At 43.9% G+C, this 15769-nt stretch carries 15 protein-coding genes; 9 read left to right on the forward strand and 6 right to left on the reverse strand.

Annotated elements, in window-relative coordinates:
* Positions 1-18 precede the first annotated feature (18 nt).
* The 7 genes from sfsA to panC all read left to right on the forward strand — a co-directional run bounded on the left by sfsA (position 19) and on the right by panC (position 5943).
* On the forward strand, positions 19-762 hold the full coding sequence (sfsA, locus tag MCT08_RS12800) for a DNA/RNA nuclease SfsA (protein ID WP_274678538.1): 744 nt from the start codon (positions 19-21) through the stop codon (positions 760-762).
* Between the two features lie 136 nt (positions 763-898).
* Positions 899-1342: an RNA polymerase-binding protein DksA gene (dksA, locus tag MCT08_RS12805; RefSeq protein ID WP_053311311.1), complete on the forward strand. Its 444-nt coding sequence runs from the start codon at positions 899-901 to the stop codon at positions 1340-1342.
* Positions 1343-1414: 72 nt separating this feature from the next.
* Positions 1415-2284 carry a tRNA glutamyl-Q(34) synthetase GluQRS gene (gluQRS, locus tag MCT08_RS12810; RefSeq protein WP_168523287.1) on the forward strand — a complete coding sequence of 290 codons (870 nt, stop codon included), beginning with the start codon at positions 1415-1417 and terminating at the stop codon, positions 2282-2284.
* Positions 2285-2391: 107 nt separating this feature from the next.
* On the forward strand, positions 2392-3753 hold the full coding sequence (gene pcnB, locus MCT08_RS12815) for a polynucleotide adenylyltransferase PcnB (RefSeq protein WP_171375412.1): 1362 nt from the start codon (positions 2392-2394) through the stop codon (positions 3751-3753).
* Complete coding sequence (folK, locus tag MCT08_RS12820; protein ID WP_053311314.1) at positions 3750-4259, forward strand: 2-amino-4-hydroxy-6-hydroxymethyldihydropteridine diphosphokinase; 510 nt, start codon at positions 3750-3752, stop codon at positions 4257-4259. Before pcnB ends, folK begins: the two co-directional genes overlap by 4 nt.
* Entirely contained in the window at positions 4256-5050 is a 795-nt protein-coding gene (gene panB, locus MCT08_RS12825; RefSeq protein ID WP_176245387.1) for a 3-methyl-2-oxobutanoate hydroxymethyltransferase, read from the forward strand. Before folK ends, panB begins: the two co-directional genes overlap by 4 nt.
* An 11-nt stretch (positions 5051-5061) precedes the next feature.
* Complete coding sequence (gene panC / locus MCT08_RS12830) at positions 5062-5943, forward strand: pantoate--beta-alanine ligase (RefSeq protein WP_053311316.1); 882 nt, start codon at positions 5062-5064, stop codon at positions 5941-5943.
* Between the two features lie 75 nt (positions 5944-6018).
* Here panC and MCT08_RS12835 read toward each other — a convergent pair whose 3' ends face one another.
* From MCT08_RS12835 to MCT08_RS12845, 3 genes are all read right to left on the reverse strand, one after another.
* Positions 6019-6789 carry an ABC transporter permease gene (locus MCT08_RS12835; RefSeq protein ID WP_053311317.1) on the reverse strand — a complete coding sequence of 257 codons (771 nt, stop codon included), beginning with the start codon at positions 6787-6789 and terminating at the stop codon, positions 6019-6021.
* 2 nt (positions 6790-6791) lie between these two features.
* Positions 6792-7712, reverse strand: coding sequence for an ABC transporter ATP-binding protein (locus MCT08_RS12840; RefSeq protein WP_053311318.1), 921 nt, complete (start codon positions 7710-7712; stop codon positions 6792-6794).
* A 134-nt stretch (positions 7713-7846) separates the two neighbouring features.
* Positions 7847-9499 carry a SulP family inorganic anion transporter gene (locus MCT08_RS12845; protein ID WP_274678539.1) on the reverse strand — a complete coding sequence of 551 codons (1653 nt, stop codon included), beginning with the start codon at positions 9497-9499 and terminating at the stop codon, positions 7847-7849.
* Positions 9500-9764: 265 nt separating this feature from the next.
* On the opposite strand from MCT08_RS12845, the gene can reads away from it, so the two are divergent.
* The gene (gene can / locus MCT08_RS12850) at positions 9765-10433 is read left to right on the forward strand and encodes a carbonate dehydratase (protein ID WP_053311320.1); all 669 of its coding nucleotides are present in this window, start codon (positions 9765-9767) and stop codon (positions 10431-10433) included.
* Positions 10434-10646: 213 nt separating this feature from the next.
* Here can and hpt read toward each other — a convergent pair whose 3' ends face one another.
* On the reverse strand, positions 10647-11177 hold the full coding sequence (gene hpt, locus MCT08_RS12855; protein WP_053311321.1) for a hypoxanthine phosphoribosyltransferase: 531 nt from the start codon (positions 11175-11177) through the stop codon (positions 10647-10649).
* A gap of 333 nt (positions 11178-11510) precedes the next feature.
* Here hpt and MCT08_RS12860 point away from each other — a divergent pair, with 333 nt between their 5' ends.
* Positions 11511-12128 carry a LuxR/HapR/OpaR family quorum-sensing transcriptional regulator gene (locus MCT08_RS12860; RefSeq protein WP_168523294.1) on the forward strand — a complete coding sequence of 206 codons (618 nt, stop codon included), beginning with the start codon at positions 11511-11513 and terminating at the stop codon, positions 12126-12128.
* 69 nt (positions 12129-12197) lie between these two features.
* On the opposite strand, the gene lpdA is transcribed toward MCT08_RS12860, so the two are convergent.
* On the reverse strand, positions 12198-13625 hold the full coding sequence (gene lpdA / locus MCT08_RS12865; RefSeq protein ID WP_053311323.1) for a dihydrolipoyl dehydrogenase: 1428 nt from the start codon (positions 13623-13625) through the stop codon (positions 12198-12200).
* Positions 13626-13889: 264 nt separating this feature from the next.
* The gene (gene aceF, locus MCT08_RS12870) at positions 13890-15758 is read right to left on the reverse strand and encodes a pyruvate dehydrogenase complex dihydrolipoyllysine-residue acetyltransferase (protein WP_274678540.1); all 1869 of its coding nucleotides are present in this window, start codon (positions 15756-15758) and stop codon (positions 13890-13892) included.
* Positions 15759-15769 lie beyond the last annotated feature (11 nt).

Below are 15769 nucleotides of genomic sequence, written 5' to 3' on the forward strand. Positions count from 1 at the left end.
CATAAAAACAGTAGATAAATGCAGTTCAATCCTCCACTTCAATCCGCGGTCTTGATTCAGCGCTATAAACGCTTTCTGGCTGATATCACAATGGACGACGGTACAACACGTACGATTCATTGCGCCAATACCGGTGCCATGACCGGTTGTGCTGATACAGGTAATCGTGTGTGGTTTTCCACTTCCGATAACCCAAAACGCAAATATCCCCACAGCTGGGAAATCAGCGAAACCACACAAGGAGATCGCATTTGCGTTAATACTGCTCGCGCTAATCAATTAGCTGTTGAAGCGATTGAAAATGGCGTGATTAAAGAGCTGGTAGGCTACGATCACTTACAAACAGAAGTGAAATACGGCCAAGAAAATAGTCGAATTGATATCTTGCTCAAATCAGAATCCAAACCAAAATGCTATATAGAAGTGAAGAGTGTCACCTTATTAGATGAATCCCACTCCACAGCAGAGACCGCTGAGTACAACCCTGGACAAGGTTATTTTCCTGATGCGATCACAACGCGCGGGCAAAAGCATTTACGCGAACTAACAGAAATGGCTAAAAATGGAAGTAGAGCCGTACTTTTATTCACTGTTTTACATTCAGGGATTGAAAAAGTGTCGCCAGCGCACCATATAGACGCGAACTATTCACAATTACTTAAACAGGCGCAAAAAGAAGGGGTGGAAGTACTGTGCTACAAGGCTGTGCTTTCTGAAAATGAAATCAAACTGGTTAAAGCTGTAGAATTCGCCTATTCATGATAAAAAGTTGATGGCGTCTTCACATTGACAACAAGTTTACGATTCAGTGTTTGCCTACCATACTTCTTTTTGCTATAGATACCCGCCTCAAATTAGCTGCTCACGCAGTTGACTAGGTGTTAGTAGGAGACGCTGTATGCCAGAGAAGAAAAAAGCGATAGGCATCCTAGCCATTGCAGGTGTTGAGCCGTACCAGGAAAAACCAGGTGAAGAGTATATGTCACCTGAGCAGATGGCTCACTTTACAAAAATTTTAGGCGCTTGGCGTAGCCAACTTCGTGACGAAGTTGAACGCACGGTTAACCACATGAAAGATGAAGCGGCAAACTTTCCAGATCCTGTTGATCGCGCATCTCAAGAAGAAGAGTTCAGTTTAGAACTGCGTAACCGTGACCGCGAACGTCGTTTGATCAAGAAAATTGAAAAAACACTGAACAAGATTGAAGAAGATGACTACGGCTTCTGTGAGTCTTGTGGCGTTGAAATTGGCGTACGTCGCCTAGAAGCTCGCCCAACCGCAGACCTTTGCATTGACTGTAAAACGCTTGCAGAGCTTAAAGAAAAACAGATGCAAGGTTAATCCTAGCAATGTTAATGAAGGGAGCTTAAGCTCCCTTTTTGTTTTATCCCCTTCCCACTTGGATGAATCGCGATGAACTATATTGGACGATTTGCCCCTTCACCTTCTGGTCCACTGCATTTTGGCTCGCTGATCGCAGCGCTAGGTAGCTATTTTCAAGCAAAATCCCAACACGGCCAATGGCTGGTTCGTATTGAAGATCTGGATCCACCAAGAGAAATGCCCGGTGCAGCCTCATTAATATTGCAAGCCATTGAAGCTTATGGACTACTCTGGGATGGTGAAGTCGTCTACCAAAGCCAACGCCATGCGTTATATCAAAGCCAAATTGATCTCTGGTTAACGACTGGACAAGCCTATTACTGTCAATGTACACGTAAGCAAATTAAACAAGCAGGTGGCTTCTATTTAGGCTCCTGTCGTCATAAAAAGCTTTCATTCGCTAGCGATTGCTCGGTAAGATTGCGCGTCGACATGCCGATAGAATCATTTTTCGATCAAAAACATGGCGAAATTCACATTCCTAAGGCATTAGCAGAAGAAGACTTCATTATTAAGCGACGAGACGGTTTATTCGCTTATAATCTAGCCGTTGTCCTTGATGATATCGATCAAGGAGTAACTGAAGTGGTACGCGGCGCGGATTTAATTGAGCCAACGGGACGACAAATCAGCTTGTATCATTGCTTACATAAAACTCCGGTAAGCTATCTACACCTTCCATTAGCCATGGACGGAAGCGGTAATAAATTATCGAAACAAAATCATGCCATGGCGATTGATATTCAGAATCCTAAACCCACATTACTAAATGCAATGCGATTCTTAGGGTTCAGTATAAAACAAGAGATTAGCGACGCCTCAATCGAAGAAATCATCCAATGGGGCTGCCAAAATTGGCATATTGAACAACTCCCTCGGGAGATCGAGATCACACCGTGATTCTCAAAAGGCTATCCTTACGCTATTATTAGCCGCAAAATCGTCCCTATCGGGCACTTTTACTTTAAAAAGCAAGGTTGGCCAAAACCAATCATTGCCAGATGCACATGAATAAAAACGACTATACACCACGCGAAAACCGCGTTTACCAAGACTTAGCTCTAAATATTATCACTCGTCAAGAGCACAATATTTCGCGCAAGCAAATCAGCGATAATGCGCTAAAGGTGCTATACCGACTTCATGGCGCAGGTTTTGACGCGTACCTAGTCGGTGGCGGAGTACGTGATTTACTGCTTGGTGAAACACCAAAAGATTTTGATATCGCCACCAATGCAACGCCAGAACAAATTCGCCATCTGTTTCGTAACTGCCGATTAATAGGTCGTCGCTTCCGTTTAGCGCATATTATGTTTGGCCGAGATATTATCGAAGTAGCAACCTTCCGCGGCCATCACCAAGAGCCGACGCAAAATGTTTCCGCACAATCGGAAGCAGGTATGCTTTTGCGTGATAACGTCTACGGCACGATTGATGAAGATGCCGAACGTCGTGATTTCACCATCAACGCCATGTACTACAGCATCGCAGATTACAGCATTCACGATTATGCTGGCGGCGTTGATGACTTAGAAGATAAGCTGATTCGTTTAATTGGTGACCCTGAGACTCGCTATCGCGAAGATCCAGTTCGCATGTTGCGTGCTATACGCTTTGCGGCCAAGCTCGACTTTGATATTGAAGAAGATACCGCCGATCCAATCGAACACCTTGCCCCCTTACTGAGAGATATTCCGGCAGCACGTCTGTACGAAGAATCACTCAAAATGCTACAAACGGGTCATGGTTTAGAGACTTATCACTTAATGCGTGAGTACAACTTGTTCCAACAGTTGTTTCCAGTCATTGCTCAGTATTTCACGCCGGAATACGACTCACAGACAGAGCAAATGCTTGATCTCGTCTTGGACTCTACCGACCTACGCATTGAAGAAGGTAAACGCATTAATCCAGCCTTTATGTTCGCGGCTATTTTCTGGTATCCAACCGTGCAGCTGGCCGAAGAGTTAATGGAACAACGTAATTTTGCTTATTACGATGCGGTAATGGAAGCGAGCAATTTGATTCTTGATCAAGTGGTCAAAACACTGGCCATACCTCGCCGTCATACGGCAACTATCCGCGAGATTTGGCAGCTTCAGCTACGACTACCTCGTCGCAATGGCAAGCGTGCTTTCCGCTTAATGGAACTCAATAAGTTCCGAGCAGGGTTTGATTTCCTACAAATGCGTGGTGAAATTGAAGGCGGAGAAACGAAGAAACTAGCTGATTGGTGGGCAACTTTTGAAAGCGCGGGTCGTGATATGCGCCAAGCGATGGCAAACGATTTAGGTGGCAGTACCAGTAAACCTAGCTTCCGTCGCCGCAAAAGCCCACGCAATACGAAGAAGAGTAAACCTGAATCATGATCGAGGTTTACATTGCGGTTGGTAGCAATTTAGGCGATCCCGTCACACAAGCAAAACAAGCAATTGATGCCCTAAAATGTCTACCGAAGTCTGAATTTATTGCAACATCTGAACTTTACAGCAGCACGCCAATGGGGCCGCAAAATCAACCCGATTACATCAATGCTGTCGTTAAAGTCCAAACTGAATTAACGCCACTTGAACTGCTTGATTGCACACAACGTATCGAGTTGGAACAGGGGCGCGTCCGTAAAGATGAACGTTGGGGGCCAAGAACTCTCGACTTAGATATTCTTCTTTACGGCAATGAGGTGATCGATTCCGAGCGTCTAACCATTCCTCATTATGGAATGAAAGTACGAGAATTCGTACTTTACCCGCTCGCTGAAATCGCACCAAATTTACAACTCCCTGATGGGGCTGAGCTCAACGAACTTTTAAACCAAGTCGATCGTAATGGGCTCAGTATTTGGCAATCGCCAACGCCTAGTAAGGACATCAAATGAAAAAAATTACGATCAACGACCTAATTCAATGGAAACAACAAGGTCGTAAATTTGCGTCAGTGACCGCTTATGACGCCAGTTTTGCACAACTTTTTGAAAGCCAAGAAATGCCCGTTTTACTCGTCGGTGACTCGTTAGGAATGGTACTGCAAGGTAAAACTGATACTCTGCCCGTCACGGTCGATGAGATCGCCTACCACACTCGCAGTGTGCGTGCAGGCAGCCCAAACAGCTTACTGATGGCCGACATGCCTTTCATGAGTTACGCCACACCAGAGCAAGCATGCGAAAATGCAGCCAAAATCATGCAAGCCGGTGCAAACATGGTGAAAATTGAAGGTGGCGACTGGTTAGTGGATACCGTGAAAATGCTGACAGAGCGCGCGGTTCCAGTTTGTGCTCACTTGGGTTTAACCCCTCAATCAGTCAATATTTTTGGCGGTTATAAAGTACAAGGCCGAGATCAAGAAAAAGCCGATCGCATGGTAAAAGATGCATTAGCACTACAAGATGCCGGCGCTCAAATTGTATTACTAGAATGTGTTCCTGCTAGCCTTGCCGCGCGCATTACCGAAGTCCTAGAGGTACCAGTAATTGGTATTGGTGCAGGTAATGTAACAGATGGTCAAATTTTAGTAATGCACGATATGTTTGGAATTTCGGCGAACTACATGCCAAAATTCTCGAAAAACTTCCTTGCTGAAACAGGTGATATGCGTAAAGCCGTTGCACAATACATCCAAGATGTAGAAAGTGCAGCCTTCCCTGATGATGCTCATACCATTGCCTAAAGGAGATATTCATGCAAACTTTTGCTGACATTTCAGCTCTTCGCGAGCAGATCAAACAGTATAAGCGTGATGGTCGCCGAGTCGCTTTTGTGCCAACCATGGGCAACTTACATGAAGGCCACTTAACCCTAGTGCGTAAAGCTCGTGAAGAGGGAAATGTGGTCGTGGTCAGTATTTTTGTCAATCCAATGCAATTTGATCGTGCAGATGACTTAAATAACTACCCAAGAACATTAGATGAAGACTTAAGTAAACTTAACGCGGAAGGCGTTGATTTTGTCTTTACTCCAACCCCAGAAGTAATGTATCCACAAGGTTTAGACAAACAAACCTTTATTGAAGTACCAGGGCTATCGCATATGCTCGAAGGCGCTTCAAGACCAGGACATTTTCGTGGTGTAGCAACCATTGTCGCTAAACTATTCAATATTGTTCAGCCTAATGTCGCTTGTTTTGGGGAAAAAGATTTCCAGCAATTGGCCATTATTCGTCAGATGGTTAATGACCTATGTATGGATATTGAAATTATTGGTGTTCCAACCGTGCGCGAAATGGACGGGTTAGCCATGAGCTCACGCAATGGCCTGCTTACACTCGATCAACGCCAACGCGCTCCAGTGCTAGCACGCACTATGCGTTGGATCAGTAGTGCAATGCGTGGTGGACGTGATGACTATGCATCGATCATTGAAGATGCGAGTGATCAACTGCGCGCTGCTGGCTTACAACCGGATGAGATCTTCATTCGCGATGCTAAAACTCTGCAAGTTATCTCAGCCGAGACAACTCAAGCAGTGATTTTAGTTTCAGCTTTTTTAGGCCAAGCCCGTTTGATTGATAACCAAATCGTAGATTTCAATGTAGAAAGCAAAGCCGATCCTGAAGAAGAATAATCTCCAACCTACTGAACTAAAAAAGGTCGACAATGCGTCGACCTTTTTATTAGCAATTATTGACTACGATTGGTACTAGCTTCTCAGACCAATACCACGTGATACAAGATAGTGAGCAACCGCATACAACGCGACCACAAAAACCCCCAGTACGCTAAAGGAAGTCACGATACCCACATCAGAAACCCCAAGAAAACCATAGCGAAACGCATTAACCATATAAACAATTGGGTTGATTTTCGATACTCCTTGCCAAAAATCCGGCAGCAGGCTGATCGAATAAAAGACTCCACCTAAATAAGTTAATGGCGTGAGTATAAAAGTCGGAATAATCGAAATATCGTCAAATGTCTTAGCAAACACCGCGTTAATCATGCCGCCTAAAGCAAACACTACTGACGTGAGAAATACCGTCGCAACAATAATGCCCCAATGATCCACTTGTAGATCAACAAAAAACAACGAAACAAAAGTCACGATGGCTCCGACTAATAAACCTCGCACTACGCCCCCCATAACGAACCCTGCAATAATCACGTAATTGGGAACGGGAGCAACCAGTAACTCTTCAATATTTTTTTGAAATTTCGCGCTAAAGAAAGAAGAAGCAACATTGGAATAAGAGTTGGTGATCACCGACATCATGATTAAGCCCGGCACAATATATTCCATATAGCTAAAACCATTCATTTGACCAATTCGCGAACCAATCAAGTTACCAAAAATGATGAAATAAAGCGTCATGGTAATAGCTGGTGGCACTAAGGTCTGCACCCAAATTCGCGTAAAGCGGTTTATTTCCTTGGTCAACAAGCTACAAAAAGCCGTCCAATACAAACGATACATAATTACTGACCTCGACTCTGTTGTTGCACAATACTGACAAACAGCTCTTCCAAGCGGTTAGCTTTATTGCGCATTGACAATACTGTCACGCCTTGCTGCGTTAGTTGCTCGAACACTGAATTCAACCCTCTGGTTTTCTCTAACTCGATTTCTAACGAACCGTTAACCATGGTTTGTGAAACAACGCCAGCTAACTGAGGCAACGGTGAATCGTCAGCCAAATCCAAAATAAAGGTCTCAAACTGCAGTTTCGCGAGCAGATCTTTCATTGAGGTATTTTCGATTAACTCACCACGGTTGATAATGCCGATGTTACGGCACAGCATTTCAGCCTCTTCTAAATAGTGCGTGGTCAAAATAATGGTAATGCCTTGTGCATTGATCTCTTTAAGAAATTCCCACATTGAACGACGGAGCTCAATATCCACACCAGCCGTCGGTTCATCTAAAATGAGCAGTTTGGGTTCATGCATCAAAGCGCGAGCAATCATTAAGCGGCGTTTCATACCACCAGAAAGATTTCGTGCACGTTCTTTACGTTTTTCCCACAGATCGAGCTTAGATAAATACTTTTCCGCTCTTTCTTTCGCTAGCGATTTAGCAACACCGTAATAACCAGCCTGCTGCATTACAATCTGCTCAACGCTTTCAAATTGGTTGAAATTGAATTCTTGAGGAACCAAGCCAATATTTTGCTTCGCAAGTTCCAGATCTTTATCAATATCGTAGCCAAAAACCTTTACGTTACCGGAAGTCTTATTGACCAAGGATGAAATAATACCGATAGTTGTCGATTTTCCAGCCCCATTAGGTCCAAGTAGTGCGTAAAAATCACCCTTTCTTACCTGCAAGCTCACCCCTTTTAGGGCCTCGAAACCACCTGCGTAGGTTTTGCGTAGTTGTTCTATTTCTAATGCGTACATTCAATGATCACTCTTTGTGACTTTAACTTGTTAGATGTGCCACTTAACCCACCATTTTTCAACCCAACATTAGAAATTAATGAAATAAAAAACGCAGACCAAGTGATCTGCGCTCTTAAGGTTATCACCCTAAACTAGTTAGATGGGGTTACATGCCTTACAGCCGCATTTAACGCTTCATAGCGGAAAGAGTAAGTCTGCTCACTCGGCACTAAATCTAAGATGTGGAACTTCTCTAGCTGTTGTTTGGTTTGTATATTCGGACACAACAGATAAACCGCACATTTCGCATCTAACGCATCTCTGATCGCATTTTCTAACGCTAAACCAACCGTCACATCAATCATCGGCACATCGGTAAGGTCAAGGATCATCGCTTCATAGTCACTAATGTGGTTATGCTGACGAGATATCGCTTTAGAAACACTAAAGATCATTGGTCCGGAGAGATAAAAGAACAGCACTTTACCATTGGCTTTCTCAAGCAAAGAGCGCTCGCTGTCAGTCAAAGGCACATCGTTCTCATCAGCATCACTGATCGCTTTAACCTGACGCGCTTGCTCGCGGCTCAAACGTTCAATGATTAAGATATTAGAGATAAATACACCTAAGCCAACCGCCACAATCAAATCAACAAACACCGTCAGCAGCATTACGCCATACATAATAGCCATGCCTTGCACGCTGACTTTATGCGCGCGTTGAATGAAACTCCAATCGAGAATGTTGAACCCGACATAGACAGCAATACCCGCTAAAACCGCCATCGGGATAGGTTCGGTTAAACCACCAGCCACTAACACAACTAACGCCAACACCAAAGCACGAGCAACTCCTGATAAAGGTGAACGCGCTCCAACTTGAATGTTAGTCACCGTCCCCATCGTTGCCCCTGCGCCCGGTAACGCACCAAATAATCCTGAAACCATATTGGCAAGCCCTTGCCCTCTTAACTCCTTATCTGAGTCATGCTCTTTGCGTGTTAAAGAGTCACCAATCACCGCGGTCAGTAAGGTATCAATACAACCTAGTGTGCCTAGCACTAACGCATCAATCACCATGGTTGTGAAGATTTCAACATTAAAAGTAGGGATCACCAGTGAAGGCAAACCAGCCGGTATCACGCCAATGCGTCGGATATCTTCAGGGTTAAATAGCAATACAGAAATTAACGTCACTGCCACTAAAGCAACCAGTTGTGCGGGAACGTATTTTCGGTATTTATTGGGCAAGAAGAATAGAATACCAAGAGTGAGTAAACCCAAAAACAGTTCATTAAACTTCATGTTGCTGATGATATCTGGCAATGCAGACAATGTTCCCATCACCCCACCCGCAGGGGCTGCCTGACCAAGCAGTGGTGAAAGTTGCAAAATAATGAGGATGACACCAATGCCCGACATGAAGCCAGATATCACACTGTATGGCATTAATGTAATGTATTTTCCAAGCTTGAGGGTTCCAAGCAATATCTGAAATGCCCCCGCCATCATCACAACAGTAAAGGTCATAGCCAGTCCAGTTTCTGGGTAGCTAGCGACCATGCTGGTTAAGACTGCAGTCATAATGACCGTCATCGGTCCGGTAGGCTCTGATATCAAGGTTGATGAGCCGCCAAATAAAGCAGCAAATAACCCGACCATGATCGCGCCCCAAAGCCCAGCTTCCGCACCAGCGCCCGAAGCAACACCAAAAGCTAACGCCAAAGGCAGTGATATAATGGCCGTTGTCACTCCACCAAACAAATCACCTTTCAAATCAATATTGGCAAAACGACTCCCAAACACTTATGCGCTCCTTGTAAAAAACCAAAATCACATCACTGTAGCAAATGTTAATCACAATTATTAACCGTTAATTAACGACAATTTTAGCCAATCTTGACTAAAAAAATGGGAACTAGCTAAGTTCATGATTTTTCATACGAGAACTCGTCAGATGAGTGCCTTTTTCTTCATTTTATAAGAGAATGAAATTGTAACATTGTGTATAGTCAGATTTATTCTTGAGCATTACTATTGATGCAATTTGGTCTATTTTAAGGGAAGTGAGATGCCAGAACTTAAACAGCTTTTTGAAAATAACTCGCGCTGGTCTGAATCGATTAAAGCAGAACGTCCTGAGTACTTTGCAAAGCTAGCTCAAGGGCAAGACCCTGATTTTCTCTGGATTGGTTGCTCTGACAGTCGCGTGCCTGCGGAACGTTTAACCGGGCTTTATTCGGGTGAACTGTTTGTGCATCGCAACGTCGCAAACCAGGTAATTCATACCGACTTGAATTGTCTTTCTGTGGTGCAATATGCGGTTGATGTATTGAAAGTAAAACACATCATTATCTGCGGACACTATGACTGTGGGGGTGTGAATGCAGCGATTGATAATCCACAACTAGGGTTGATCAACAACTGGTTACTGCATGTTCGTGACTTATACCTGAAACATCGCACCTATTTAGATGCCATACCGGAACAAAATAAAGCCGACAAGCTTTGTGAAATCAATGTTGCTGAACAAGTGTATAACTTGGGCAACTCCACGGTCCTACAAAACGCGTGGGAGCGCGGTCAAGATGTAGAACTGCATGGCGTGGTGTACGGTATTGAAGATGGACGCTTAGAATATCTTGGCGTACGTTGCAATTCACGCGAACGGGTGAATGACACTTATCAAAAGGCGATGGAAAAAATCCTGAACCCCAATCACGAGCTATTATGTCGCTAAAATACCAAGAGCCCACTCAATAGTGGGCTCTTTATCATACCAATCACAGTAAATAAGTGATCAGAAATAGCGCAGGAAAAAGGCTTGAGAACAAGGCAGAATTTTTCGATAAGTAGTTATTCTACAATCAAAAATTCTAACGCAGTTATCGAGCATTTTAACCAGCCAGGATGAACAGTTATTTACTACAATTGGTATCATATCTTCGTTAACTTACTCTTGTGGCACAACTTTGCCAATAAACGGCAAATGACGATATTTTTGTGCGTAATCGATACCGACCCCAACCACAAACTCATCAGGGATTTCGAAACCAATCCATTTTACATCAACAGGTACTTCACGGCGTGAAGGCTTATCAAGCAAAGTACAAATGTGGATGGACTTAGGTTCACGCAGCGAAAGGATCTCTTTTACTTTGTTCAAGGTATTACCCGTATCGATAATATCTTCAACCAACAATACATCTTTGCCTTTAATGTCATCGTCCAGATCTTTTAAGATACGAACATCACGTGAGCTTTCCATCGTATTGCCATAGCTAGATGCCGTCATAAAATCAACTTGGTGAACCAAATCAATGTTACGAGCAAGGTCTGCCATAAATACAAATGAACCGCGTAGCAAGCCAACCATGACCAAATCTTCACTGCCCTGATAATGTTCGGTGATCTGTTTGCCTAATTCACGAATTCGTTCCTGAACAATTTCCTCAGAAATCATCACTTCAACTGTATGCTTCATACTGTTCTCTTTTTAGGTGATGCGACACGCTTTACGATCACTGTTTTACGTAATGATGGCGTCGCGTAACTAGCTTGGTACATATAGTACCATCGCTGTACGGGATAGTTAAATGAGGCTTGCTTTGTACCGATTGACCGTTATTTTTAATTTGAACAATAAAAACATTTGAATCTGATTGCATTTAACGCAATTGAACAAAAAACAGGCTCATATTATTTGACCCACATCATATGCAGCAGTACACTCATGAAGCTTTAAAAGCAATTAACAAAATAATCATTAGAGCGGAAAGCTCAATACAAAACGTCAAATGGTAAGGATTAAAAAATTATGGACGCATCTATAGAGAAACGCCCCAGAACGCGCTTATCACCACAAAAGCGTAAACTTCAATTGATGGAAATCGCTCTTGAAGTGTTTGCAAAACGAGGCATTGGCCGTGGTGGTCATGCCGATATCGCTGAAATTGCACAGGTTTCTGTTGCAACGGTGTTCAATTACTTCCCAACTCGCGAAGACTTAGTGGATGACGTATTAACGCACGTTGTATGCCAATTTTCTAACTTTCTCGCTGATAATATCGACCTTGATCTGCACGCAAAAGAGAACTTAACCAACATTACTACCGCCATGGTTAGTCTTGTGGTTAATGACTGCCACTGGTTAAAAGTGTGGTTTGAGTGGAGTGCTTCGACACGTGAAGAAGTTTGGCCACTGTTTGTTTCTACAAACCGCACCAATCAATTACTAGTCAAGAATATGTTTATTAAGGCTATCGAACGTGGTGAAGTATGCAACGAACATGATCCTGAAGATCTGGCGACACTTTTCCACGGTATCTGCTACTCGCTCTTTATTCAGGCCAATCGCCTACCGAATGAAGAAAGCATGTGCACGTTAGTGAAAAGCTACCTAAATATGCTGTGCATCTACAAAAAAGAGCACTAATATCTGATCGATAAGAACATAAAAAAACCGCTGGCTTCAGCGGTTTTTCTTTATCTGATGATTAGGTCATTACTTTTTCTTTTTCGCTTTTGCGTTTGGAAGGTCAGTAATCGTACCTTCAAACACTTCAGCCGCAAGACCAACAGACTCGTGTAGCGTTGGGTGAGCATGAATCGTCAATGCGATATCTTCAGCATCACAACCCATCTCGATAGCAAGACCAATTTCACCCAGTAGTTCACCACCGTTAGTACCAACGATAGCACCACCAATAACGCGATGAGTCTCTTTATCAAAAATAAGCTTGGTCATACCGTCTGCACAATCAGAAGCGATTGCACGACCAGAAGCAGCCCAAGGGAATGTCGCTACTTCGTAGTTAATACCTTCTGCTTTCGCTTCTTTTTCAGTTTTACCAACCCAAGCTACTTCTGGCTCAGTGTACGCAATTGAAGGGATAACTTTAGGGTCAAAGTAGTGTTTCTTACCTGAAATAACTTCTGCCGCTACGTGACCTTCATGTACACCTTTGTGAGCCAACATTGGTTGACCAACAATATCACCAATAGCGAAGATATGAGGAACGTTCGTGCGCATTTGCTTATCTACATTGATAAAGCCACGCTCATCCACTTCAATACCTGCTTTTTCAGCATCCATCAGCTTACCATTTGGTACACGGCCGATAGCAACAAGGACTGCATCATAACGCTCAGCTTCCGCTGGTGCTTTTTTGCCTTCCATTGAAACGTAGATACCATCTTCTTTCGCTTCAACAGCCGTCACTTTCGTTTCAAGCATCAGGTTAAATTTGTCTTTAATACGTTTGGTGTAAACTTTAACCATGTCTTTATCCGCCGCTGGGATAAGTTGGTCAAACATTTCAACCACATCAATTTTAGAACCAAGCGAGTGGTAAACCGTCGCCATTTCCAAACCGATAATACCGCCACCCATGATCAACAGCTTTCCAGGAACTTCTTTCAGTTCAAGTGCATCAGTTGAATCCCAAATGCGTGGGTCTTCATGAGGAATGAATGGTAGTTTAATTGGGCGAGAACCCGCTGCAACGATAGCGTTATCGAAATTAACTACGGTTTTGCCGTCTTCACCTTCAACTTCGATAGCATTAGGGCCAGTAAATTTACCAAAACCGTTAACAACGGTAACTTTACGCATCTTAGCCATACCGCCAAGACCGCCTGTCAGTTGGTTGATCACTTTTTCTTTCCAAAGACGAATTTTGTCGATGTCAGTTTGTGGTTCACCAAATACGATACCATGCTCAGCAAGCGCTTTCGCTTCTTCAATAACTTTCGCTACGTGAAGTAGTGCTTTAGATGGGATACAACCCACGTTCAAACACACACCGCCAAGGGTGCTGTAACGTTCAATAAGTACTGTTTCAAGACCTAAGTCTGCACAGCGGAATGCAGCGGAGTAACCAGCAGGACCGGCACCAAGCACTACCACTTGGGCTTTGATTTCTTTGCTCATTTTGACCTCTTGTAGTCATTATCCCTAACAGGCTGAGTGGGTGTTCTATCTATTTGTTTTGTTATTAAAAACGAATTACTTAAAACGAGATATTTTTCAGACCGCAACAGTTTACAGAGATGTTAATGGTGTGAAAAGTAAATCCATTTAGCCTGTGAGCTAGACGACAATTCGATTAGGAAAAAGTGTTCGTAATCCAATCATCTTGTTATTCGTGTTAACGAGGGCGGCTTAATCGCCGCCCTATCATTAACTAAACTTGGCTTACAAAACCAGACGGCGAATGTCTGATAATGCACCATTTAGGAAAGTGATGAAGCGTGCACCTTCCGCACCATCGATCACACGGTGGTCGTATGATAGAGAGAGTGGAAGTTGTAGGCGTGGTTCGAACTCTTTGCCGTTCCACACAGGCTTGATCTCTGATTTAGACACACCAAGAATACCCACTTCTGGCGCATTGACGATTGGCGTAAATGCAGTACCACCAATGCCACCTAGGCTAGAGATAGTGAAACAACCACCCTGCATATCTGCCGCTGTCAGTTTACCAGCACGTGCTTTCTTCGATACTTCAGCAAGCTCAGCTGATAGCTCGTAAATGCCTTTTTTGTTCACATCTTTGAAGACAGGAACAACGAGACCATTTGGCGTATCAACCGCAATACCCACGTTTACGTATTTCTTCAGAATCAAGCTTTCGCCATCGTCAGAAAGTGAAGAGTTAAATGCTGGGAACGCTTCTAGAGCTTTCGCTACAGCTTTCATGATGAACACGAGTGGCGTGATCTTCATGCCTGTATCTTTCTTCGCTTCAATCGCATTTTGCTCTTTACGGAAGTTCTCAAGCTCGGTGATATCAGCGTTATCCCATTGGGTAACGTGTGGGATCATCACCCAGTTACGGTGCAAGTTAGCACCCGAGATCTTCTTGATACGAGAAAGTGGCTGAACTTCAGTTTCACCAAACTTGCTGAAATCAACTTTTGGCCAAGGTAGGAGGCCAAGTGCTGCGCCATCACCTTTACCAGAAGCCGCTGCTGCCGAACCAGATTCAAGACGCTTAAGTGCTTCTTTCACATAATTTTGCACATCTTCTTTTAGGATACGGCTCTTACGACCAGAACCTTTCACCTTAGATAGATTAACGCCAAATTCACGTGCAAGACGACGAACAACTGGAGAAGCATGAGAATACTCATTGTTCTCTTCAAACTCAGCGGTTGCTACTGTCGCTGGTTTAGTCACTTCAGCTTTTGGTGCTACTGGTGCCGCTGCTTGAGCAGGAGCTGCAACTGGTGCTGCACCTGCTACTTCAAAGACCATGATTAACGAGCCAGTCGATACTTTATCGCCTGTTGCAATCTTGATTTCTTTCACTACACCGGCAAACGGTGCAGGCACTTCCATTGAAGCTTTGTCACCTTCAACAGTGATTAGAGATTGCTCTTCTTCCACGGTATCGCCAACGGCAACCATGATTTCAGTCACTTCTACTTCATCACCACCGATATCTGGAACGTTGACTTCTTTCGCTGCAGAAGCGGTAGGAGCTGCCGCCATTGGTGCCGCTACAGCAGCAGGAGCCGCGGCTACGCCTGAACCTGCAACTTCAAATACCATGATTAGAGAGCCAGTCGTTACTTTATCGCCTGCTGCTACTTTGATCTCTTTCAGCGTACCTGCGAATGGCGCTGGAACTTCCATAGAAGCTTTGTCGCCTTCAACCGTCAATAGAGATTGCTCTTCTTCGATTGCATCACCGATAGCGACCATGATTTCAGTGACTTCTACTTCGTCACCACCGATATCTGGAACGTTAACTTCTTTAAGTTCAACCGCTGCAGGTGCTGCTGCCGGAGCAGGAGCCGCTTCTGCCGCTGGAGCAGGCGCTGCTGCACCTTCTGCTTCAAAGATCATAATCAATGAACCAGTAGAGACTTTATCACCTTCAGCGATTTTGATTTCTTTAACAATACCTGCTTGAGAGGCAGGAACCTCCATAGAAGCCTTATCGCCTTCTACAGTAATAAGAGACTGTTCTTCTTCAACCTTGTCGCCAACGCTGACAAGAATTTCAGTAACTTCAACCTCATCCGCACCAATGTCAGGTACATTTATTTCGATTGCCATTATTCTTTCCT

Source organism: Vibrio aestuarianus (assembly GCF_028858425.1).
GTDB classification, from domain to species: Bacteria; Pseudomonadota; Gammaproteobacteria; order Enterobacterales; family Vibrionaceae; genus Vibrio; species Vibrio aestuarianus.

Coding starts and splice junctions, on each gene's coding strand:
- sfsA (WP_274678538.1), top strand. CDS start 19: ATGCAGTTCAATCCTCCACTTCAATCCGCGGTCTTGATTCAGCGCTAT.
- dksA (WP_053311311.1), top strand. CDS start 899: ATGCCAGAGAAGAAAAAAGCGATAGGCATCCTAGCCATTGCAGGTGTT.
- gluQRS (WP_168523287.1), top strand. CDS start 1,415: ATGAACTATATTGGACGATTTGCCCCTTCACCTTCTGGTCCACTGCAT.
- pcnB (WP_171375412.1), top strand. CDS start 2,392: ATGAATAAAAACGACTATACACCACGCGAAAACCGCGTTTACCAAGAC.
- folK (WP_053311314.1), top strand. CDS start 3,750: ATGATCGAGGTTTACATTGCGGTTGGTAGCAATTTAGGCGATCCCGTC.
- panB (WP_176245387.1), top strand. CDS start 4,256: ATGAAAAAAATTACGATCAACGACCTAATTCAATGGAAACAACAAGGT.
- panC (WP_053311316.1), top strand. CDS start 5,062: ATGCAAACTTTTGCTGACATTTCAGCTCTTCGCGAGCAGATCAAACAG.
- MCT08_RS12835 (WP_053311317.1), bottom strand. CDS start 6,789: ATGTATCGTTTGTATTGGACGGCTTTTTGTAGCTTGTTGACCAAGGAA.
- MCT08_RS12840 (WP_053311318.1), bottom strand. CDS start 7,712: ATGTACGCATTAGAAATAGAACAACTACGCAAAACCTACGCAGGTGGT.
- can (WP_053311320.1), top strand. CDS start 9,765: ATGCCAGAACTTAAACAGCTTTTTGAAAATAACTCGCGCTGGTCTGAA.
- hpt (WP_053311321.1), bottom strand. CDS start 11,177: ATGAAGCATACAGTTGAAGTGATGATTTCTGAGGAAATTGTTCAGGAA.
- MCT08_RS12860 (WP_168523294.1), top strand. CDS start 11,511: ATGGACGCATCTATAGAGAAACGCCCCAGAACGCGCTTATCACCACAA.
- lpdA (WP_053311323.1), bottom strand. CDS start 13,625: ATGAGCAAAGAAATCAAAGCCCAAGTGGTAGTGCTTGGTGCCGGTCCT.
- aceF (WP_274678540.1), bottom strand. CDS start 15,758: ATGGCAATCGAAATAAATGTACCTGACATTGGTGCGGATGAGGTTGAA.